The 18,770-nt window shown below is 66.3% G+C and carries 17 protein-coding genes and 1 tRNA gene; 10 read left to right on the top strand and 8 right to left on the bottom strand.

The window, feature by feature from the left end:
- Positions 1–42 precede the first annotated feature (42 nt).
- Together blh and AC1RLU_RS03085 are read left to right on the top strand one after the other, a co-directional pair.
- Entirely contained in the window at positions 43–1,353 is a 1,311-nt protein-coding gene (gene blh / locus AC1RLU_RS03080; RefSeq protein WP_492793792.1) for a bifunctional sulfur transferase/dioxygenase Blh, read from the top strand.
- Positions 1,350–1,544, top strand: coding sequence for an ArsR family transcriptional regulator (locus AC1RLU_RS03085; protein WP_413813542.1), 195 nt, complete (start codon positions 1,350–1,352; stop codon positions 1,542–1,544). Before blh ends, AC1RLU_RS03085 begins: the two co-directional genes overlap by 4 nt.
- A gap of 226 nt (positions 1,545–1,770) precedes the next feature.
- On the opposite strand, the gene AC1RLU_RS03090 is transcribed toward AC1RLU_RS03085, so the two are convergent.
- The 7 genes from AC1RLU_RS03090 to mnmA all read right to left on the bottom strand — a co-directional run bounded on the left by AC1RLU_RS03090 (position 1,771) and on the right by mnmA (position 10,178).
- Positions 1,771–1,989 (bottom strand): phosphatase PAP2 family protein, encoded by a 219-nt coding sequence (locus tag AC1RLU_RS03090; RefSeq protein WP_492794313.1) that lies wholly within the window; start codon positions 1,987–1,989, stop codon positions 1,771–1,773.
- Between the two features lie 233 nt (positions 1,990–2,222).
- Positions 2,223–4,004, bottom strand: coding sequence for an ABC transporter ATP-binding protein/permease (locus AC1RLU_RS03095; RefSeq protein WP_492793794.1), 1,782 nt, complete (start codon positions 4,002–4,004; stop codon positions 2,223–2,225).
- A gap of 34 nt (positions 4,005–4,038) precedes the next feature.
- Positions 4,039–6,207 carry a glycoside hydrolase family 3 N-terminal domain-containing protein gene (locus tag AC1RLU_RS03100; protein WP_492793795.1) on the bottom strand — a complete coding sequence of 723 codons (2,169 nt, stop codon included), beginning with the start codon at positions 6,205–6,207 and terminating at the stop codon, positions 4,039–4,041.
- 97 nt (positions 6,208–6,304) lie between these two features.
- Positions 6,305–7,297 carry a site-specific integrase gene (locus AC1RLU_RS03105; RefSeq protein ID WP_492793797.1) on the bottom strand — a complete coding sequence of 331 codons (993 nt, stop codon included), beginning with the start codon at positions 7,295–7,297 and terminating at the stop codon, positions 6,305–6,307.
- Positions 7,298–8,155: 858 nt separating this feature from the next.
- Positions 8,156–8,232: transfer RNA gene (locus AC1RLU_RS03110), tRNA-Met, on the bottom strand.
- A 67-nt stretch (positions 8,233–8,299) separates the two neighbouring features.
- Positions 8,300–8,956 carry an SAM-dependent methyltransferase gene (locus tag AC1RLU_RS03115; protein WP_113585729.1) on the bottom strand — a complete coding sequence of 219 codons (657 nt, stop codon included), beginning with the start codon at positions 8,954–8,956 and terminating at the stop codon, positions 8,300–8,302.
- A 37-nt stretch (positions 8,957–8,993) separates the two neighbouring features.
- Positions 8,994–10,178: a tRNA 2-thiouridine(34) synthase MnmA gene (gene mnmA / locus AC1RLU_RS03120; RefSeq protein ID WP_492793799.1), complete on the bottom strand. Its 1,185-nt coding sequence runs from the start codon at positions 10,176–10,178 to the stop codon at positions 8,994–8,996.
- Between the two features lie 252 nt (positions 10,179–10,430).
- Between mnmA and fliK the strand changes: the two genes are divergently transcribed.
- From fliK to flbD, 8 genes are all read left to right on the top strand, one after another.
- Complete coding sequence (fliK, locus tag AC1RLU_RS03125) at positions 10,431–11,924, top strand: flagellar hook-length control protein FliK (protein ID WP_492793800.1); 1,494 nt, start codon at positions 10,431–10,433, stop codon at positions 11,922–11,924.
- 15 nt (positions 11,925–11,939) lie between these two features.
- The gene (locus AC1RLU_RS03130) at positions 11,940–12,602 is read left to right on the top strand and encodes a flagellar hook assembly protein FlgD (RefSeq protein ID WP_091856198.1); all 663 of its coding nucleotides are present in this window, start codon (positions 11,940–11,942) and stop codon (positions 12,600–12,602) included.
- 107 nt (positions 12,603–12,709) lie between these two features.
- Entirely contained in the window at positions 12,710–12,985 is a 276-nt protein-coding gene (sciP, locus tag AC1RLU_RS03135) for a CtrA inhibitor SciP (protein WP_038359348.1), read from the top strand.
- A gap of 201 nt (positions 12,986–13,186) precedes the next feature.
- Positions 13,187–14,884, top strand: coding sequence for a flagellar basal-body MS-ring/collar protein FliF (gene fliF, locus AC1RLU_RS03140; RefSeq protein WP_492793803.1), 1,698 nt, complete (start codon positions 13,187–13,189; stop codon positions 14,882–14,884).
- Between the two features lie 14 nt (positions 14,885–14,898).
- Entirely contained in the window at positions 14,899–15,978 is a 1,080-nt protein-coding gene (gene fliG, locus AC1RLU_RS03145) for a flagellar motor switch protein FliG (RefSeq protein WP_061969603.1), read from the top strand.
- A 1-nt stretch (position 15,979) separates the two neighbouring features.
- Positions 15,980–16,570, top strand: coding sequence for a FliH/SctL family protein (locus AC1RLU_RS03150; RefSeq protein ID WP_492793805.1), 591 nt, complete (start codon positions 15,980–15,982; stop codon positions 16,568–16,570).
- An 11-nt stretch (positions 16,571–16,581) separates the two neighbouring features.
- Complete coding sequence (gene fliN / locus AC1RLU_RS03155) at positions 16,582–16,932, top strand: flagellar motor switch protein FliN (RefSeq protein ID WP_061969600.1); 351 nt, start codon at positions 16,582–16,584, stop codon at positions 16,930–16,932.
- Positions 16,933–16,976: 44 nt separating this feature from the next.
- Entirely contained in the window at positions 16,977–18,341 is a 1,365-nt protein-coding gene (gene flbD, locus AC1RLU_RS03160) for a sigma-54-dependent transcriptional regulator FlbD (protein WP_091856201.1), read from the top strand.
- A 12-nt stretch (positions 18,342–18,353) separates the two neighbouring features.
- On the opposite strand, the gene AC1RLU_RS03165 is transcribed toward flbD, so the two are convergent.
- Positions 18,354–18,677, bottom strand: coding sequence for a hypothetical protein (locus tag AC1RLU_RS03165; protein ID WP_492793807.1), 324 nt, complete (start codon positions 18,675–18,677; stop codon positions 18,354–18,356).
- Between the last annotated feature and the right edge of the window lie 93 nt (positions 18,678–18,770).

Below are 18,770 nucleotides of genomic sequence, written 5' to 3' on the forward strand. Positions count from 1 at the left end.
GCAAGTTGCTAGTATATTCGCGGCGAGTCCTGGAGGCCGGCCATGCACCCCATCAAGATCACGGAAACACTGTCGATCGCCGGTCAACCGGCTCTAGCCGACTTCGTGCCTCTCGCTGCGCAGGGCTTCAAGGCCGTCGTCAACGTTCGGCCTGCCGGCGAGGAGGCGGGACAGCCGGGCTCAGCTGCCGAGAGGAAGGCGGCCGAGGAGGCCGGTATGGTCTACAGCTTCATTCCGGTGACCGGCCCGACCATCACCGAGGCTGACGTAACAGCCTTCCGCGCGGCGGTCGCGCGGGCGCCGGGGCCAGTCTTCGCCCATTGCAAAAGCGGCACCCGCGCGCTGACCCTTCATGTACTGGGCGAAGTCCTCGACGACCGTCTGTCGGCCGATGCGGTCGTTGGACTCGGCCAGACGTTCGGTTTCGACCTCGCCGGCGCCAAGGCCTGGCTCGACCGTCGTGCGGCCCGGGCGCCACAGGTCACCGGCTTCTACGAGCCGAGGAGCGGCAGCATCCAGTACGTCGTCTCCGACCCTGCGACGAAGGCCTGCGCCATCATCGATCCCGTGCTCGACTATGACGAGAAATCCTGCGCGACCGCCACGACCCAGGCCGACGCCATCCTCGCCTTCGTCCGTGAGAAGGGCCTGCGCGTGGATTGGATCCTCGACACCCACCCCCATGCCGATCACTTCTCCGCCGCGCAGTATCTCAAGGGCAAGACCGGCGCGCAGACCGCGATCGGCGCGCAGGTCGTCGCCGTGCAGAAGCTCTGGAAGGATCTCTACAACCTCCCGGATCTCGCCACTGACGGCTCGCAATGGGATCGGCTCTTTGCCCATGGTGAGCGGTTCAGGCTCGGCTCGCTGGAGGCCTCCGTACTGTTTTCGCCGGGACACACGCTGGCCTCGATCACCTATGTCATTGGCGACGCCGCCTTCGTCCACGATACGCTGTTCATGCCCGAATCCGGCACGGCGCGGGCCGATTTCCCCGGCGGCAGCGCCAGCGCGCTCTGGGCTTCGATCCAGACCATTCTCGCGCTGCCCGATGAGACAAGGCTGTTCACGGGGCATGACTACCAGCCCCACGGCCGCGCGCCGCGCTGGGAGAGCACGGTTGGCCAGCAGAAGCTGACGAACCCGCACATCGCCGGGCAGGACGAAGCCTCGTTCGTCGCCCTGCGTCAGGCGCGTGACAAAACGCTCCCCATGCCCAAGCTCATCCTGCATGCGCTGCAGGTGAACCTCCGCGGCGGTCGCTTGCCCGAGCCGGAAGCGAACGGCCGGCGTTATCTCAAGATCCCGCTCGATGCCTTCGCCGGAGCGGCCTGGGACGAGACGGCGCCATGACTCAGGTGCCGATGAACCTGGCGGAGCTGGCGAGCCGGGTGGCGGAGGTCGCCGGCCTGCTCAAGGCGCTCGCCCGTCCCAGCCGACTGATGCTCGTCTGCACGCTGGTGGAGGCGGAGTATGCCGTCGGCCAGCTCGAGAAGATGCTGGACGTTCACCAGCCGACGCTCTCGCAGCAGCTCCGATGTTGAGGGGAGCCGGCATCGTCGAGATACCACGCGAGGCCCGGCAGACCTTCTACCGGTTGACCTTGCGGAAGGTTGTAGGTCTTGTCTCGGCGCTCATACCATCTTCTGCGCGCCGAAGCCTGTCCTATGACCGCCCATTGGCCTTGCCTACCCGCCGTTCCTGATAGAGGGCGCTGCTCAAGTCAGAAGTCGGTCGGCATCGGCCTCTCCGAACTCGTCCGCAAGGGGCTCATGCCACAAGCGCGAGCGCACCCACAGTGAAGCCGACCAGTACCTCGGGAATGCTGTGCGCGCCCAGCTTGACGCGGCTGATCCCGATGACAACCAGGAGCAGTGCGACCGCAGCGCCTGCCACGAATTGGACGGTTCGGCCGCGGCCGGCCGAAAGGAGGATTGCCAGCCCGGCGCAAAAAACTGTGCTGAAACTGACATGCCCGCTTGGACTGATGACCCCGGCGTCTGCAAGGGAGGGGCCGCGAAGGCGATCTGATCATTCGCGCATCGATCGCGTGGCATGGCATCCGTCCTCCATGAGGCTCAGGAGGCCCAAAAATTGCACGACAACGGGACCGGTTTCCAGGGGCAGGACTATCCTGAGCACCGAATTTGACCGGTCTGTCGTCGGAGGAGGAGGCCGCCTTCGGAGGCCGCTTTGCCGATGGCTTCTTGGAGCGGCTCTTTTCAGGAGCGGCTAGCGGTTATCTTGGCTTTGCTCCGAGGGACATGCTGGAGGTGGATGCTGTGCTGGAAGAAATGATGGCCGATATCGCCGCCGGTGCTGACAATGGTACACTGGCTGAGCTTGGCCGCGAAGGCCGCCAGCAATGCGGCGCGGCTTTTTTCGCGAACGGCGCCCAGTGAATCATTGAGAAAGACCCATCGTGGCGTGTGCAGGAAAACGCGTGCGAAACCGAGTGTCTGCTGCTCTTCCAGCGACAGATGCCGGTCCCAGTCGGCGACGCGGTCGAGGTCTTCCACCAGACGGTCGAGGCCGACCGCGTGCAGCGCGCTGGCATAGTGCTCGTCCGTATGGTCTTGCGCGTCGGCGGGATAGGCCAGCGCGATCCTCAGCGTGGCGCGCGGAAAAAAGGGGCGCTCGGGCAGGAACAGCATGTCGGCTCGCGGCGGCAGGCCGATGCGGCCGTCGCCCCAGTGCCAGAGCCCGGCGAGGCTCATGAAGAGCGTTGTTTTCGCCGCCGCGCTGTCGCCCTCGATCAGGACATGCTCGCCGGCCTTCAGCTCGATCCTGCTTTCCTCGATCGCGGCGCATTCGACGAGCGAGCCGGGCAGATAGGCTTCCACCTGTTCGAGGACTAGGACGCCGGCCGGGGCTTCGTAGAAGGTGATCCGGTGCTGGTCGGCGTGCAGCTCCTCGATACGCTGGAGCCTGTCGCGCAGGGCCATGATCCGAAACAACGTTGCCCGCCAATCCGCGATCTTCGAGAAATTGTCGACGAACCAGCGCAGGGCGTACTGGACCTGGTTGAAGGCGCCGACCGCGACCATCAGGGTTCCGAGGGAGAGCCGGCCGCCGAAATAACCGGGCGACGCGATCACGAAGGGCGCGGCCATGGCGAGCCAGCCATGGCCCGACGTCACCCAGGTCAGCGAGACGATGCCGTTGGCGAGCTGGCGCGCCAGCGATTGGACTTTGTGAAAGGTCTGGTCGAGATGGGCGCGCTCGTCGCCTTCGCCCTGATAGAGCACGATGGCTTCCGACCGCTCGGCCACCTTGATCAGGGACGCCCTGAAATCGGCCTCGCGCGCATAGCGCTCGGCGTTCAGCGCGATCAACGGCCGGCCGACCCGCCATGCCAGCCACGAGCCGATGGAGGCATAGGCGATCGCGCACCAGACCATGTAGCCGGGAATGGTGAAGTCGCCATGGCCGAAATTGAACACGACCTGCGTCGAGAGGATCCAGAGCACGCCGATGAAGCTCACCAGCATCAGCGAGGCCTGCAGCAGGCCGTTGCCGAGATCGACGGAGAGCTCCGTCAGGTGGCGGGCATCCTCGTGGATGCGCTGATCGGGATTGACGCCGGCCTCACCGGCGAAGGCGAGCAGATAGGCGCGCTTGGGCTTCAGCCATTCGTCGAGCATGTCCCGCGTCAGCCAGCCCCGTAGCCTGACCTTGCCGACTTCGGTGAGCCAGGCCTGGGCGACGACGAGCAGGAGGAGCACCCCGATGAGCGACAGAAACACCAGGAGCTGATGACCGAAGGCTCCCAGGTCACGGTTCTGAAGGGCATCGTAGAGTGCGCCCTGCCAGTTGTTCAGCTGGATCTGGAATACGGCATTCGTCGCGATGACAACGATGCTGCCCATCGGCAGAAACAGCAGTGCCAGCCGGCGCGGCGAGGCGCGCATCGCCGTGATGAGGATCCAAAGCTGGTGCAGGACGCCGCTTGCCGAAACGTCCAGCGCGGAAGCGGCTGCGGGCGGTGTCGGGCTCCCGTCCATCTCGGCGCTCAAAGCTCGACCACCGGCCCGGGCATCAGGCGACGCTCGGGGGCGGGTTCACCCGCAATTCGAGCATCTGCAACTGCGCCGGGTCGGCGCTCGGCCCGACGAAGACGTCGAAGAGCCCGGGTTCGAGCAGCGGTTCGAGATCGGCCCCCAGGAAGCGAAGCTGGTCGGAGGAGAGCGTGAAGCGCACGGTGTTCATATCACCGGGGGCAAGCGCGACCTTCGTGAAGTCCTTCAATTCCAGCTGAGGCCGCGTGATCGAGGACACGACGTCGCGGATGAACAGGAACACGGTGTGCTCGCCGGCCATCGCCCCCGTATTCTTGACGTCGACCAGGATCTCGGTGGCTTCACCCGCGGTGATCGTCCATCTGGTCGCGCGCGGATTGGTCAGGAGGAACGTCGTGTAGGACAGGCCGTGGCCGAACGTGAAGCGGGGGTCGTTCGGAATATCGAGATACTTGCTGGAAAAGTGCTCGGTTTCCAGCCTTGGACGGCCTGTCGGACGCTCGGCGTAGAAGATCGGGATCTGCCCGACATCGGCGGGCCAAGACATCGAGAGCCGACCGCTCGGATTATGAGCACCGCTCAGCACATCGGCAATGGCGCCGGCGCCTTCCGAGCCCGGATGCCAGCACGCGAGGATCGCTTTGGCGCCTGCGGCGAGCCAATCCGGCAAGATCAGCGGCCGGCCCGAGAACAGCAGGACGATGACGGGCCGGCCCGTACCCAGCATCGCCCGCGCCAGCTCCTGCTGAGGCTGGGGCACGTCGGGATGGGCCCGGCTGCTGGCTTCGCCTGCCATGTCGACGCGTTCGCCGAGGCACAGGAGAATCGCGTCGCTCTGACCCGCTTCCCGACGCGCCGCTTCGAGACCGCCGTCCTTGGGCTGTTCGACGTGGCTGCCGGTGGCAACCGATATCGCGGCCTTGGGAAAGGCTGTTTTGAGTCGGTCGACCAACTCGGCGACGCGCTCGTCGGCAGCCGGCTCCGAGGAACCTCCCGCGATTTCGCCGAAGGGGCCGACGATCGCGATGGAGCTCAGGTCATTCTTGAGCGGCAGTGCGCCCCCGGAATGGGTCAGGAGCACGATCGACTTGCGCGCCGCCTCCCGCGCCAGGGCTTTCCGCGCCGGCTGGGCGCCGACGGCCGCCACGGCCTCGGGCGAACCGCAGCGGCGATAGGGATCGTCGAACAGGCCAAGTTTCAGCTTGAGCAGCAGGATGCGCCGCACCGCTTCGTCGATGCGCGCCATGGTGACGAGACCACGATCGAGCGCCTCGGGCAGCCCATCGACATAGGCGCCCTTGCCCATCATGTCGATGTCGACACCTGCATTCAACGCAAGCGCGGCGGCCTCGGGCTTGGCTGCGACGCCGTGCAGCAACAGCTCCGCGATGGAGCTCCAGTCGCTCACGATCACGCCCTCAAACCCCCAGCGCTCGCGCACCAGGCCTCGCAGGAGTGGTGCATGAATCGACATCGGCGTGCCATTGAGATCGACGAAGGCCGGCATGATGCAGGCGACGCCGGCTTCGACCGCCGCCTGGAACGGCGGCAGATAGACCTCGTGCAGCAGCCGCTCCGACATGTCGACCGATGCATATTCACGGCCGGCGAGGACGGCTCCGTAACCGGCGAAATGCTTCGCCGTCGCAGCGATCGCCAACGGACCGGCCAGATCGGCCGTCTGATAGCCACGCACCTTCGCCCGGGCGACCCGTTGGCCGACGAGAGGGTCCTCCCCCGGCCCTTCGAGCGTCCGTCCCCAGCGCGGATCCCGCGCTATGTCGATCATCGGAGCGAAGGTCAGGTCGATGCCCTCGACCGCGCATTCCTCGGCCGCCACGCGAGCCGTCGCTTCCCACAGCGTTGGATCGAAGGCCGACGATTCCCCAAGCGGGATTGGGAACATCGTTCTCAGCCCATAGAGAACATCCAGCGAGAAGAAGAGGGGAATCCCGAGGCGCGAGCCCTCGACGGCGTGCCGCTGCGCATCCCGGATGCGATCCGGCCCAACCAAGTTCAGGAGGCTGCCGACCTCACCGTTCTGGATGGCGGCGGAGGTGACGGGGGCCGAGGCCGGGCCCGTCTGTACCAGCTCGCCGCTCAGCATGGTGAGCTGTCCGACCTTCTCCTTCAGCGTCATTCTGTCGATGAGCTTTTCGATCCCCTGGCGATCCATCGGCGCTGTCATCGACCGTTCCTTCAGAGCGCAGGCATCTCAAAGTCATCCCTCATAAAACAAAATGGGTCAGGATGCCGTTTACCGCCATAGGCATTCGCGGGCATTTTTACTGCACCAGCCCCTCAACGACGACGGCAAGCAGGATGTCGTCGACGACCGGTTGAACTCGGCCATGCAGTTTTCCCTTTCCGGCAGCGATGGCCAACCGGGGGATGACGCCTTTGCTCTTCAGATATTGCCAGCTTTTGGTGCTGGCCTGGCTCCACCGCTCGCGCCCATCCTTCTCGGTGTAGCTCTCCACGTCGGGGAACAATCGCGGTTCGCCGATTTTCTGCATGTGATCACGGTGGTCAAGCAGGCCCAGATCGATCAGGAGAGGGTGCAGTGGGACGATCCTGGCCGAGTTGCTCGTTTTGAGTTGACGTGTCTCAGCCCGGCTCACACGCCCGCGACTGGCATCGAAGGGACGCAGATCGATATAGGCGTAATCGTCGGTCTGCTTGATGTCGGTGACCTTGAGGGGCGCGACTTCGCCTGGACGCATGCCCGTCAACAGCAGGATCAGGAAGTTCCAATAGTCGAAGCCCTGAACGAGCTGCTTACCCTCCGTCCATTTCCGCACGCGGCTGTGACAGCCCGTGAACAACGACATGCCGATGATTTTGAGGATCTCATCGTCGTTGAAGGCGTCGCGCGGCAGGCTGACCAGGTTCTCCGGGATACGCATGTCGAGAGGAGGAATCTGAGAAAGGTAATGCCGTTCGACGAGCCAGCCGAAGAACCGCTTCAGGCCGGAATGATAGTTGCCGGTAATGGTCGTCTCGGTCGCTGCAAAAACTGGCTTCTCTGGGTTGTTTTGCTTGTAGAGCAGACGCTTGTGCAGTGACACGGCATCGGCGCGCGGGATGCCCTTCCGACTCGGGATGTGCGGGATCGACGCGTTGAGGTATTCCCAATCGTCCATGGTGTAATGACGGGGCGGCTTGTCGTCGAGCCAGTCGAACACGAAACCCGCTATTGGACCGATTTCTGAGCGTGCCCGATCGTCACCCCGCTTCGCGAGCTGTTCGGCGAGGTATTTTTTGAAGAGGGCGCGCAATTTGATGTCGGTGCCGCGCTCGTGCGAACGAGAGACCGGCGGATTTGGGCTTTTCGAGGGGGTGGCACGCTCGCCGGCCAGATCGGCTTCGTGCCGGATAGAGCAGCTTCACGGGCATCCTGGACGTCGTTGACCGACGTTGCCGTGTCGCGTCCATTGCCTTGTCCCGTGAGCAGAATGCCCACCGGCGGCTGCGCTGGATTGTAGCTGTTCGCTACCGGTATGGTGGCGGGCTGCGGTATGACGCGCCCTGCCATGATTGCCCTGGTGGCATCCTCCCGGCCTTTCTCGTAGGCATCGGACTCCCTGGCGAGTGTGATCCGCTTCTCGGCAGCAAGGTTCTCGCGGCAGAAAACCATCCAGGCTTCGTTGAAGGGCCATCGTCTTTCAAGCTGCCCAGGTCGTCGATCAGGCCACGGACAACCTATTCGAAGGAGATGCGCGAGGAGAGCTTGTTCCGGTCCGATACCGGTCCTTGTGCGTTCAACTGGCGTCGAGCTGATCCCGGATGTGGCGGTGGCGCTGGAGTGAGCTTTGCGACGTCTGCAAGGGGAGAAGCCATGTCATCCGATCCGCCAGAAGGTGGCGGGCAAGCGCATAATCGCTGGTTCCCAATGAAAATCGGACTAAGCGACTGGGTAAGCGGGGACTGAACGTCCGCAGCCGCATTTGCAGATAATAGCGGCCGCCTTCACGGCGGGAGAGATGGGACGAGCGGGCCACGCGAAGCCTCGGAAACGAGAGGAATCGGTGTGAGACATCCCCGTGAGATATCTCACAATCCGCAGGCGCGGGACGCTTTCCAAAAATCGATTGATTTCAAAGTCTTGAACGCGATCGGAGGTTCAAGAAAAGAAGTGGTAGCGGGAGAGGGACTTGAACCCCCGACACGCGGATTATGATTCCGCTGCTCTAACCAGCTGAGCTACCCCGCCACAGGGTCGGAACCGGCAGAGCCGGCTCGTCGTCGAGGCGCGATATAGGCGTCGTGAGCGGGGTGCGTCAAGCCTTGGATTGCGCGTTATCGGCAGAAGCCAGCTTGCGCAGCCGGACGACCTTGAAATAGCCGCGCCCGACATGGGCCGTCTCGTAGCGGCCCGTCGCCTGCGCCCAGTCGGTCAGCCGGCTGACCTTGAAGTCGGAGCTCCAGCCGATCGCCTTCGACAAGGGCGCGACCGCGCTCCAGAACGGCGCGAGCAGGCCGCCGTCGTCGACGAGGCGGCTCGATATGACGATCTCGCCGCCGGGCTTGAGGACGCGATCCATCTCGGCCAGCGCCTGCTCCGGATCGGGGACGAGCGTGATCACGAATTGCGCGGTGACCGCATCGAAGCATTCCTTCCCGAAACCGAGCCGGCAGGCATCCATCACCATCAGTCCGTGGACATGGTCGAGCTTCTGGCTCTCGACCTTGCGGTGGGCGACCTTGAGCATGTCGAGCGACAGGTCGGCGCCGAAGACGCGCGAGTCCGGCGTGAAATAGGGCAGGGTGAGGCCGGTGCCGACGCCGATCTCGAGGATGTCCGGGCCGCAGGCACAGGCCGCTTCGACCGCCTCGCGCTGCGGGCGCGCCAGCATGCGCTGATAGATCCGGTCGTAGAACTTGGCCCAGGTCGCATAGACGCGCTTCTGGCCGTCGAGGTCGTAGGTCACCGGCATGGTCTGGAGTCCGAACGGAAGAGCGGGGCCTGAGCGATCAGGACAGGGCGAGCGCGGCCGGTGAGGGCGCGGCCGGCAGGGCGAGTGGGCGGCGCAGGATGGTGCCGCCGCCGAGGACGCGGGAGCCGGTGCCGGCATCGGCATAGATCACGCAGGCCTGGCCGGGCGAGACGCCCTCCTCGTCGCTGGCGAGTTCGATGCGCAGGCCGTCCTCGTCGCGGAAGAGGCGGGCTTCGCGCGGGGCGCGGGTCGAGCGGACGCGCACGGCGACGTCGAGCCCTTCCTGCGGCAGGGCGTCGAGCGGCATCTCGCCAAGCCAGTTGAGGTCGCGCAGGCGGATTTCGCCGACGCTCAGCGCCTCGCGCGGGCCGACGATGACACGGGCGTCGTCGGCGTCGAGGCGCAGGACATAGAGCGGCTCGCTCGCGCTGATGCCGAGCCCCTTGCGCTGGCCGACGGTGTAGTGGAGCACGCCGTCATGATGGCCGAGGACGCGGCCGTCGAGATGGACGATGTCGCCGGGGCGGGCGGCGCCGGGTTTCAATCGCTCGATGACGTCGGCATAGCGGCCGTTCGGCACGAAGCAGATATCCTGGCTGTCGGGCTTGTCGGCGATGGCGAGGCCGAGCTCGGCGGCGAGCGCACGGGTCTGCGCCTTGTCGATATGGCCGAGCGGGAAGCGCAGCAGGTCGAGCTGCTCCTGCGTCGTGGCGTAGAGGAAATAGCTCTGGTCGCGGCTCGCATCCGCCGCACGGAACAGGCCGCGATGGCCGTCGCCGAGGTCGCGGCTGAGCACATAATGGCCGGTCGCCAGCGCGTCTGCGCCGAGCTCCTTGGCGAGATCGAGCAGGTCGCGGAACTTCACGGTGCGGTTGCACTCGACGCAGGGGATCGGCGTCTCGCCGGCGAGGTAGCTTTCGGCGAAGCGCTCGATCACCGCATCGCGGAAGCGGCTTTCGTAATCGAGCACGTAATGCGGGATGCCGATGGTCTCGGCGACACGGCGGGCATCGTGGATGTCCTGGCCGGCGCAACAGGCGCCGGCGCGATGCACCGCGGCGCCGTGATCGTAAAGCTGGAGCGTGACGCCGACGACGTCATAGCCTTCGCGCTTGAGCAGGGCCGCGACCACTGAGGAATCGACGCCGCCGGACATCGCCGCGACGACGCGTGTCGCCGCGGGCGGCTTGGCGATGTCGAGGGAATTGCGGAAAGCGGTCATTCTCGGCTGGGTCGTCGCTGGCTCGGGGGCTGGCGCGGGCATTCGGCGCATCTGCGGGCTCTATACCGGCTTTGGCCGGGCGCCGCCAGCAGGATCGGCAAATCCTGCCGGCCTGGGCCGGGAAACCGGGCTCATCTTGCCCGCTTGCTGCGGGGCATCGGCGCTAAGGCCTTGATTCAGAAAGGGCCGTTTCTGGCTTGCAACTTGCTGGGCTGGGTCGGGCGCGTTGCTGCCCGCGTCACGGGACCGTTCATGCCGATCCAGTCTGTGTTCACTAATCAGGCCTCTGCCGAAGCGCCGGCTGCCCGTTCGCGCGCCGGTCAGGCGGAGCCGCAGGAGACTGGCGAGGTCTTCGTTCTGCCGGAGGCGGAGGCGACTGTCGCGGGGACGGTGAAGACCGGCGCGGCCGCGAAGGTCGCTGCCACGGCGGAACCGGCTGCGACCAACGAGATCAGCGGCGCCGACCAGATCGTCGACCCTGCAAAGGTGAGCGCGCGGCTGGATGGGCTCCAGCCGGCTGCCGTGCCGGCGGCGCCTGCTCCGGCCGGCAAGCCTGCGCCGCAAGCGGCGAAGGCCGATGCGAGCGGGATCGCGTTCCTGATCGCGATGGCGGCCGCCCAGGCGGGCGCCCGGACCGAAGCTGCCGGCGAGGAACCGGCGGCGGAGCCCGGGGAGGTTGCGGGCGAGGTCCGCGAGGGCGCGACCAAGAAAGACGGCAAGGCGGCCGTCGAGGACAAGGGCGAGATCGCGGCGGCGGCTGCCGCTCCGGTGGCCGAAAGTCCTGCCGCGGCGACTCCGGCGGTGGTCGTGATCGCACCTGCTCTGCTTCAGCAGGGGCCATCGATCGCCATCGATGCGGCTGCGGGCGATGCTGCGGAAGCGGTGTCGAACGAGGGCGCGACGAAGACGGGCGCAGCGAAGCCGGCGCTTGCCGCAGCAACTGCGGGACTGCCGCTGATTGCGGCCGCGGCGCCGGAACAGCCGCAGGCGGGGATCGCCGCGGTTGCCGAGGGCAAGGCTGCGGCAGGTGGCGTGCAGGCTGTCGGAACGGCCGGGCAAGGTGCGCAGGAATTTGCGGACGTCCTCGCCAAAGCCGACCAGCCGGCTGCCGCCAAGGGTGCGCAAGCTCCCGCCGAGGCCAAGGCGCTCGACGCTCTTCAGCAGCAGCCGACCGCCCCGTTCGATCTTTCGACCCTGCTGCAGCAGGCGCCCGGAAAATCCGGGCATGACCGGCTGCTTCAGCCCTTCGATCCGAGTGCTGCGCCGGGCGCGGCTCCCGGCGCTCCGGGGCAGAGCGCGGCGAACGGCCAGCCGACGCCGATCCATGTCGTGCCGATCGAGATCGGCCTGCGCGCGATGTCGGGCTCGCGGCAGTTCGATATCCGGCTCGATCCCGATGAGCTCGGCCGCGTCGACGTCAACCTGTCGATTTCCGACGCGGGCGAGGTCAGCGCCAGGCTGGTCGTCGACCGCGTCGAGACGCTTCACCTCCTGCAGCGCGATGCGCGCACGCTGGAACGCGCCTTCGAGCAGGCCGGGTTGAAACCGTCCGATGGCGGCGTCGATATCACCCTGCGTGACCCGTCCGACCAATCGGCCTTCCGCCAGAACCGCCAGCAGGACGAGGCGCCACAGCGCCCGCGCCAGCCGAATGGCAGCGAACGGGCCGAGGACGTCCCCCTTTCCATCGACCCCGCCCCGCAGCGCCGTCTCATCCGGCTCGGCGGCGTCGATCTCAGCATCTGAACGAGGACCAGCGCCATGGCGGTTTCCGGAACCAGCGGCACATCGGGCAGCAGCACCAGCGGCGTGACCGGCTCCACGAGCGGGATCGCCAACAATTTCGACCAGTTCCTGACGCTGCTGACGACGCAGCTCAAGAACCAGTCGCCGCTGGACCCGCTCGACACCAACCAGTTCACGGCCCAGCTCGTGCAATTCGCCGGCGTCGAGCAGCAGCTCCGGACCAACGAGACGCTCGGCTCCCTGCTCAGCCTCAGCGCCGCCGGGACGGCGACGAACGCGGTCGGCTTCATCGGGGCCACGGTCACCGCCGATGGCACGACGACCCGGCTGATCAACGGCAAGGCCGACTGGAAGGTGAACATGGCCTCGGCCGGCACCGCCACGATCACCATCAAGGATTCGAAGGGCAGCGTCGTCCAGACCCTGACCAAGACGCTGACCGCCGGCGACCAGACCTATAGCTGGGACGGCTCGACCTCGGTCGGAACCGCGGCGCCGGACGGCGAGTACAGCATTACGATCGATGCCAAGAACGTCGCCGGCGAGAGCGTCACGGCGAAGACGCAGATCAGCGGCGTGGTCGACGGCGTCGACTTCACCTCGTCGATCCCGATGCTCAAGATCGGCTCGATCAGCATCCCGATCGACAAGGTCAAGAGCGTGGTCCGCAGCGAGTGACCGGCTGCGAATCAGTCGTGGACATCCGGAGCGATCGTTTTAGCCAATTCTTAAAGCCGCCCGCCTATGATGCCCTCAGTAGCTCTGTTGAGTTGTGTGAGAGTACCATGACCGAGCCATTGCGACCGCGGGTGAAATACGTGATCGGACCGGACGGAAGTCCGCTGACGATCGCGGACTTGCCCCCGATGAATACCCGGCGCTGGGTCATCCGGCGAAAGGCAGAGGTGGTGGCAGCCGTGCGCGGCGGGCTGCTCAGCCTCGAAGAGGCGTGCCAGCGCTATACGCTGACCGTCGACGAGTTCCTGAGCTGGCAGATGTCAATCGACCAGCATGGCCTCGCCGGCCTGCGGACGACCCGGATTCAGCACTACCGCCAGTAAGAAACAGATATTCACGTTTCTTTTCAAAGGCGTCGGCCCGAACAGGGCCGGCGCCTTTGGCGTTTGCGCGAACCTCCGCCTGGAAAGTTTAACGACCCGCATCCAAAAATTAACCGGCCGCTAACCATGCACTGGGAAAAACTTGCCTAGTGGGTCGGAGCAGGTGCGCCGTCCCTGCGATTCTGTGGGACGGATGACGGCGTGAGCGGCCTGATCGAGCAGTTTGCCAAATTCGGCGCGGCGCGCCTGGCGGCCATGCTGGCCGTCACGCTGGTGCTCGTCTGCTTCTTCGGCTTCGTCATGCTCAAGATGTCCCAGCCGGCGATGAGCGTGCTGTTCGCGGACCTCGGGAGCCAGGACGTCAGCGCCATCCTCAAGGATCTCGACGCCCGCGGCATCAAGTACGAATTGCGCGGCGACGGCCAGACGGTGCTGGTGCCGAAGGCCGACGTGCCGCGCCTGCGCCTCGACCTCGCCAGCAAGGGCATCCCGGCCGGCGGCGGCGTCGGCTACGAGATCTTCGACAAGGGCGATGCCTTCTCCTCGACCAGCTTCGTCCAGAACATCAACCACCTGCGGGCGCTGGAAGGCGAATTGTCGCGCACGATCCGTTCGATCGGGCGGGTGCAGGCCGCGCGCGTCCATCTCGTCATTCCCGAGCGGCGGCTGTTCGAGCGCGATCGCGAGGCACCGCGCGCCTCGATCGCGCTCAAGCTTGCGGGCGATCTCGATGCAGCGCAGGTCCGGGCCGTGCGCCATCTCGTCGCCTCGGCCGTCGATGGGCTGAAGCCGGAGCGGGTGTCGATCGTCGATGAGCGCGGCAGGCTTCTGGCGGACGGCGCCCAGAGCGACCAGGGCCTGATCGGGCTCGGCATCGAGGAGCGGCAGACCGCGATCGAGAAGCGCCTCAAGGCGCAGGTCGAGGATATCGTCGCCAGCGTCGTCGGCTACGGCCGGGCGCGGGTGCAGGTCTCGGCCGCGCTCGACACCAACCGCGTCGAGAGCCGCTCCGAGAGCTTCGATCCGGAGAGCCGGGTCCTGCGTTCCAGCCAGAACCGAACCGAGGCCTCGACGACGAACGAGGGCGGCAACGGCACGGTGACCGTCGGCAACGAATTGCCGGGTGCGCAACAGGCGCAAGGTGCGCAGCAGAACCAGCGCGAGAATTCCTCCAAGAACGAGGAAGTCGCCAATTACGAGATCTCGCGCACGACCCGCACCGAGGTGCTGGAGGGCGGGCGGGTCAAGAAGCTCTCGGTCGCCGTCCTCGTCGACGGCAACTACAGCCGCAGCCCGGCCGGCGAATTGTCCTACCAGCCGCGCAACAACGAAGAGCTGGAGCGGATCGGCGAGCTGGTGCGCACCGCCGTCGGCTTCGACCAGGGGCGCGGCGACAAGGTCGAGGTCGTCAACCTGCGCTTCGCCGAGGCGCCGCCGCCGCCGGCCGAACTGGCCGAGCAGACGCTGATGCAGCAGCTCACCTCCTTCACCAGGGAGGATCTCGTCCGTTTCGCCGAGCTCGGCGTGATCTCGCTGCTGACCCTGATCGTGCTGATGACCGTGGTGCGCCCGCTGCTGAAGCAGGTGCTGGCCTCCGACAACGGCAATGTCCGCGCGATTCCCTCCTTCATGCGCAATGGCACGGTCCTCGCAGGCCCGCCCGGCGCGACGGGAGACCCGGCCGGCAGCGGGCGGGCGGTGGCCATGGCCGGTTCCGATGCCGAGGCGCTGGCCGTGGAAATGGACCCGGCCCCCTCCGAGCGGATGCTGGCGATCGCCCAGGTCAAGGGGCAGCTCAAGGCGCAGTCCGTGGAAAAGATCGGGGCTCTGGTCTCGCAGAATCCGTCCGATTCGGTGGCGGTGCTGCGGAGCTGGATCCACGAGAAGTCAGCAGCGTGACGGAGCGCTGAACCATGGCCGAGACCCGATCCATCGCAACGCGCAATACCGGTTTCCAGGACGCCATCGAGGGCGGCGGCTTCGGCGTGACCACCGTCGCCGAGATGAGCGGCCCGCAGCGCGCCGCCGTCATCCTGCTGGTGCTGGGCGAGGAGCACGGCCGCGCGATCTGGCAGGAGTTCGACGACGACGAGATCCGGATCATCACCCGCGCCATGGCCGAGCTCGGCACCGTCGATGCCGACGAGGTCGAACGGTTGATGCTCGACTTCGTCGGCAAGCTCTCCAGCGCCGGTGCCGTCACGGGCTCCTTCGACCGGACGATCTCGCTGCTCGAGAAAATCCTGCCGACCGATCAGGTGGCGCTGATCATGGAGGAAATCCGCGGGCCGGCCGGCCGCAACATGTGGCAGAAGCTCGGCAATATCGACGCGGTGGTGCTGGCGAACTTCCTCAAGAACGAATACCCGCAGACCATCGCGGTGATCCTCTCGAAGATCCGGCCCGAGCATGCCGCGAACGTGCTGCGCAACCTGCCGAACGATCTCTCGATCGAAGTCGTGGGGCGGATGCTGCGGCTGGAATCGATCCAGAAGGAAGCGCTCGACCATATCGAGAATACGCTGCGCACCGAATTCGTCTCGACGCTGACCCAGACGCGCCGTCGCGACCCGCACGAGATGATGGCGGAAATCTTCAACGGCTTCGACCGGCAGACCGAGATGCGCTTCCTCTCGGCGCTCGATGCCTCGAACCAGGAATCGGCCGAGCGCATCCGCGCCCTGATGTTCACCTTCGAGGATCTCGCCAAGCTCGACCCGGCCGGCCTGCAGACGCTGATGCGCCAGGTCGACAAGGACACGCTGGCACGCGCGCTCAAGGGCGCCAGCCAGTCGATGCGGGACTTCTTCTTCGGTGCGATGTCGCAACGCGCGTCGAAGAACATGCAGGACGACATGGAAGGCCTGGGTCCGCTGCGCCTCAAGGAGGTCGACGAGGCCCAGACCAAGCTCGTCCAGATGACCAAGGACCTGGCCGACAAGGGCGAGATCGTGCTGTCCAAGGGCAACGCCGACGACGAACTGGTTTATTGAGATGGCTGCTGCGACCAAGTTCATGTTCGGGACGGATTTCCGCGAAGGAGGCCGCAAGGCCGCCGGGGAGGCCGATCTCGCGGCCGCCCGCGCGGAAGGCTTCCATGCCGGGCAGGAACACGCGCATCGCGAGGCGCAGTCGCAGCTCACCGGCCTGACGGGGCAGCTCGCACGTTCGGCCGAACGGCTTTTCGCGCAGGAAGCGGCCCGTATGGCTGCCATCGAAGAACATGCGGCGCAGGTCGCGATCGTGACGGCGAAGGCGCTGGCCGGCGCCGCGCTTGCGGAAAAGCCGCTGGCGGCGCTGTCGGGGGCGATCCGGGAGTGCCTGAGCCATGCCCGCACTGCGCCTCATCTGGTCCTGCGCGTCCATGATAGCGTGGTCGAGGCTGCCGAGGAGCTGGTCCGCAAGCTCGCGATGGAACACGGCTTCTCCGGCAAGCTGATGGTGCTCGGGCAATCCGACATCGCGCCGGGCGACGGGCGCATCGAATGGGCGGAGGGCGGTTTCGTCCTCGACAGCCAGCAACTCACGGCTCTGGTCGAGCAGGCGGTCGCCCGCGTGTTCGGCCATGGTCACGCGGAACCATGAAGGTCTGAGCCATGAGCCAGCAGAACGATCTCAACCTGCCGCCGCTGAACCAGGCCGACCTGTCCTTCGACCAGGGCGACATGTCCGTCGCGCGCTCGGGTCCGGTACCGGTGAAGACGGCCGAGGACCTGGAGCAGGTCTTCGACGTGCCGGTCACGGTGTCCGCGGTGCTGGGTTCCTCGAAGGTCGCGGTCGGCGACCTCCTCCAGATCGTGCCCGGCGCGGTGCTGGAACTCGACCGGCGCGTCGGCGAAGCCATCGACATCTTCGTCAACGAGCGCCTGGTCGCACGCGGGGAGGTCGTCGTCGTCGAGGACCGCCTGGGCGTGACCATGACGGAAATCATCAAGGCGGACCGGTGAGAGCCGGTCCTGCCACAGTGACAAAGAACAGAAGGACCTGAGCCATGCGCCTCATCATCGCCGGCGGTCTCAAGGGACAGATCATCGCGGCCGCCAAGATCGCCATGTCGCATGGCGCGGCCGTGACCCATACCGAAAGCCTCGACCAGACGCTCGCCGTGCTGCGCGCCAAGGGCGCCGACCTGCTGATGATCGACGTCGTGCAGCCGATCGCGGCCTATGTCGCGGCGCTGGAGGCCGAGCGCATCCGCACGCCGATCGTCGCCTGCGGCACCTCGACCGATACGCGCGCCGCCGTCGCGGCGATCCAGGCCGGCGCCCGGGAATATGTGCCGCTGCCGCCCGATCCGGAGCTGATCGCGGCGGTGCTGGAGGCGGTCGCGGCCGACCAGTCCCGCCTGATCTGGCGCGATCCGGCGATGGAGCGGGTCGTGCAGCTCGCCTCGCAGATCGCCCGCTCGGAAGCGCCGGTGCTGGTCACCGGCGAGAGCGGCACCGGCAAGGAGGTGATCGCCCGCCACCTGCACCAGAAATCGGGGCGCAAGGACCGGCCCTTCGTGGCGGTGAACTGCGCGGCGATCCCTGACAACCTGCTCGAATCCGAATTGTTCGGCCATGAGAAGGGCGCCTTCACCGGCGCCATCGCGCGACGCATCGGCAAGTTCGAGGAGGCCAATGGCGGCACGCTGCTACTCGACGAAATCTCGGAGATGGATGTCCGCCTGCAGGCCAAGCTCCTGCGGGCGCTGCAGGAGCGCATGATCGACCGGGTCGGCGGCACGCAGCCGGTCAAGGTCGATATCCGGATCATCGCGACCTCGAACCGCAACCTCGCGGACGCGGTGCGCGACGGCGCTTTCCGCGAGGATCTGCTCTATCGGCTCAATGTCGTGCACCTGCGCCTGCCGGCGCTGCGCGAGCGGCCTGGCGATATCCTTGTCCTGGCGGAGCATTTCGCCAGGAAATACGCTGATCTGAACGGCCTGCCGCCCCGGCCGATCGCGGCCGATGCGCGTAAGCTCCTGCTGGCCGGCGCCTGGCGCGGCAATGTGCGCGAGCTGGAGAACACGATGCACCGGGCGGTGCTGCTGGCGAGCGGGCCGGAGATCGCAGCCGCCGCCGTGCTCAGTCCGGAAGGGGAGGCGTTGGCGCCGGCTCCGTCGCGTGATCCCGCGGCGCGCGCGGCCCAGACCGCCGAGGCGATGACGCGTTCGCTGGTCGGGCACACCGTCGCCGATGTCGAGCGCGAGTTGATCCTCGACACGCTCGACCACTGCCTGGGCAACCGGACGCATGCGGCCAAGATCCTGGGAATCTCGATCCGCACGCTGCGCAACAAGCTCAGCGAATATACCTCGGCCGGAATCACCGTCGCCGAGCCGGGTCAGACGCGCATCAGCGCGGCCTGACCCGGAAAAGGCTTACCAGTAGCGCCTGCGGTAATAGCGCGGGCGGGCGTAATAACGCGGACGGTAGTAGCGCGGGCGGTAGTAGCGCGGCCGCACGTAATAACGGGGGCGTGCGTAGTAGCGCGGCCGGCGATAGTAGTAGTACTGGCTGAACTCGGCGTCGGTCTTGTCGAGCGCCTCCTTCATCTCGGCGGTCACGGCCTCGTCGCCCTGCTTGGGCCCGGCATCCGGCAGCGGTGCCAGCTTGGGCTGGGCTGCTTCGGCGGCGGCGATGCCGCCCATGCCGGCAGCGGCAAAGCCACCGACCAGTGTCATCAGGAATGAGCGTCTGTCCACGACGGTCTCCAGTCTGTTGTCACCACATCTCCCACGGCATTCTTAGACAGGGAATGCCAGTGTGGGATAATGCATTTAAATGATGCTTTGTTC

The organism is Allobosea sp. GW822-FHT05A11, assembly GCF_058800455.1.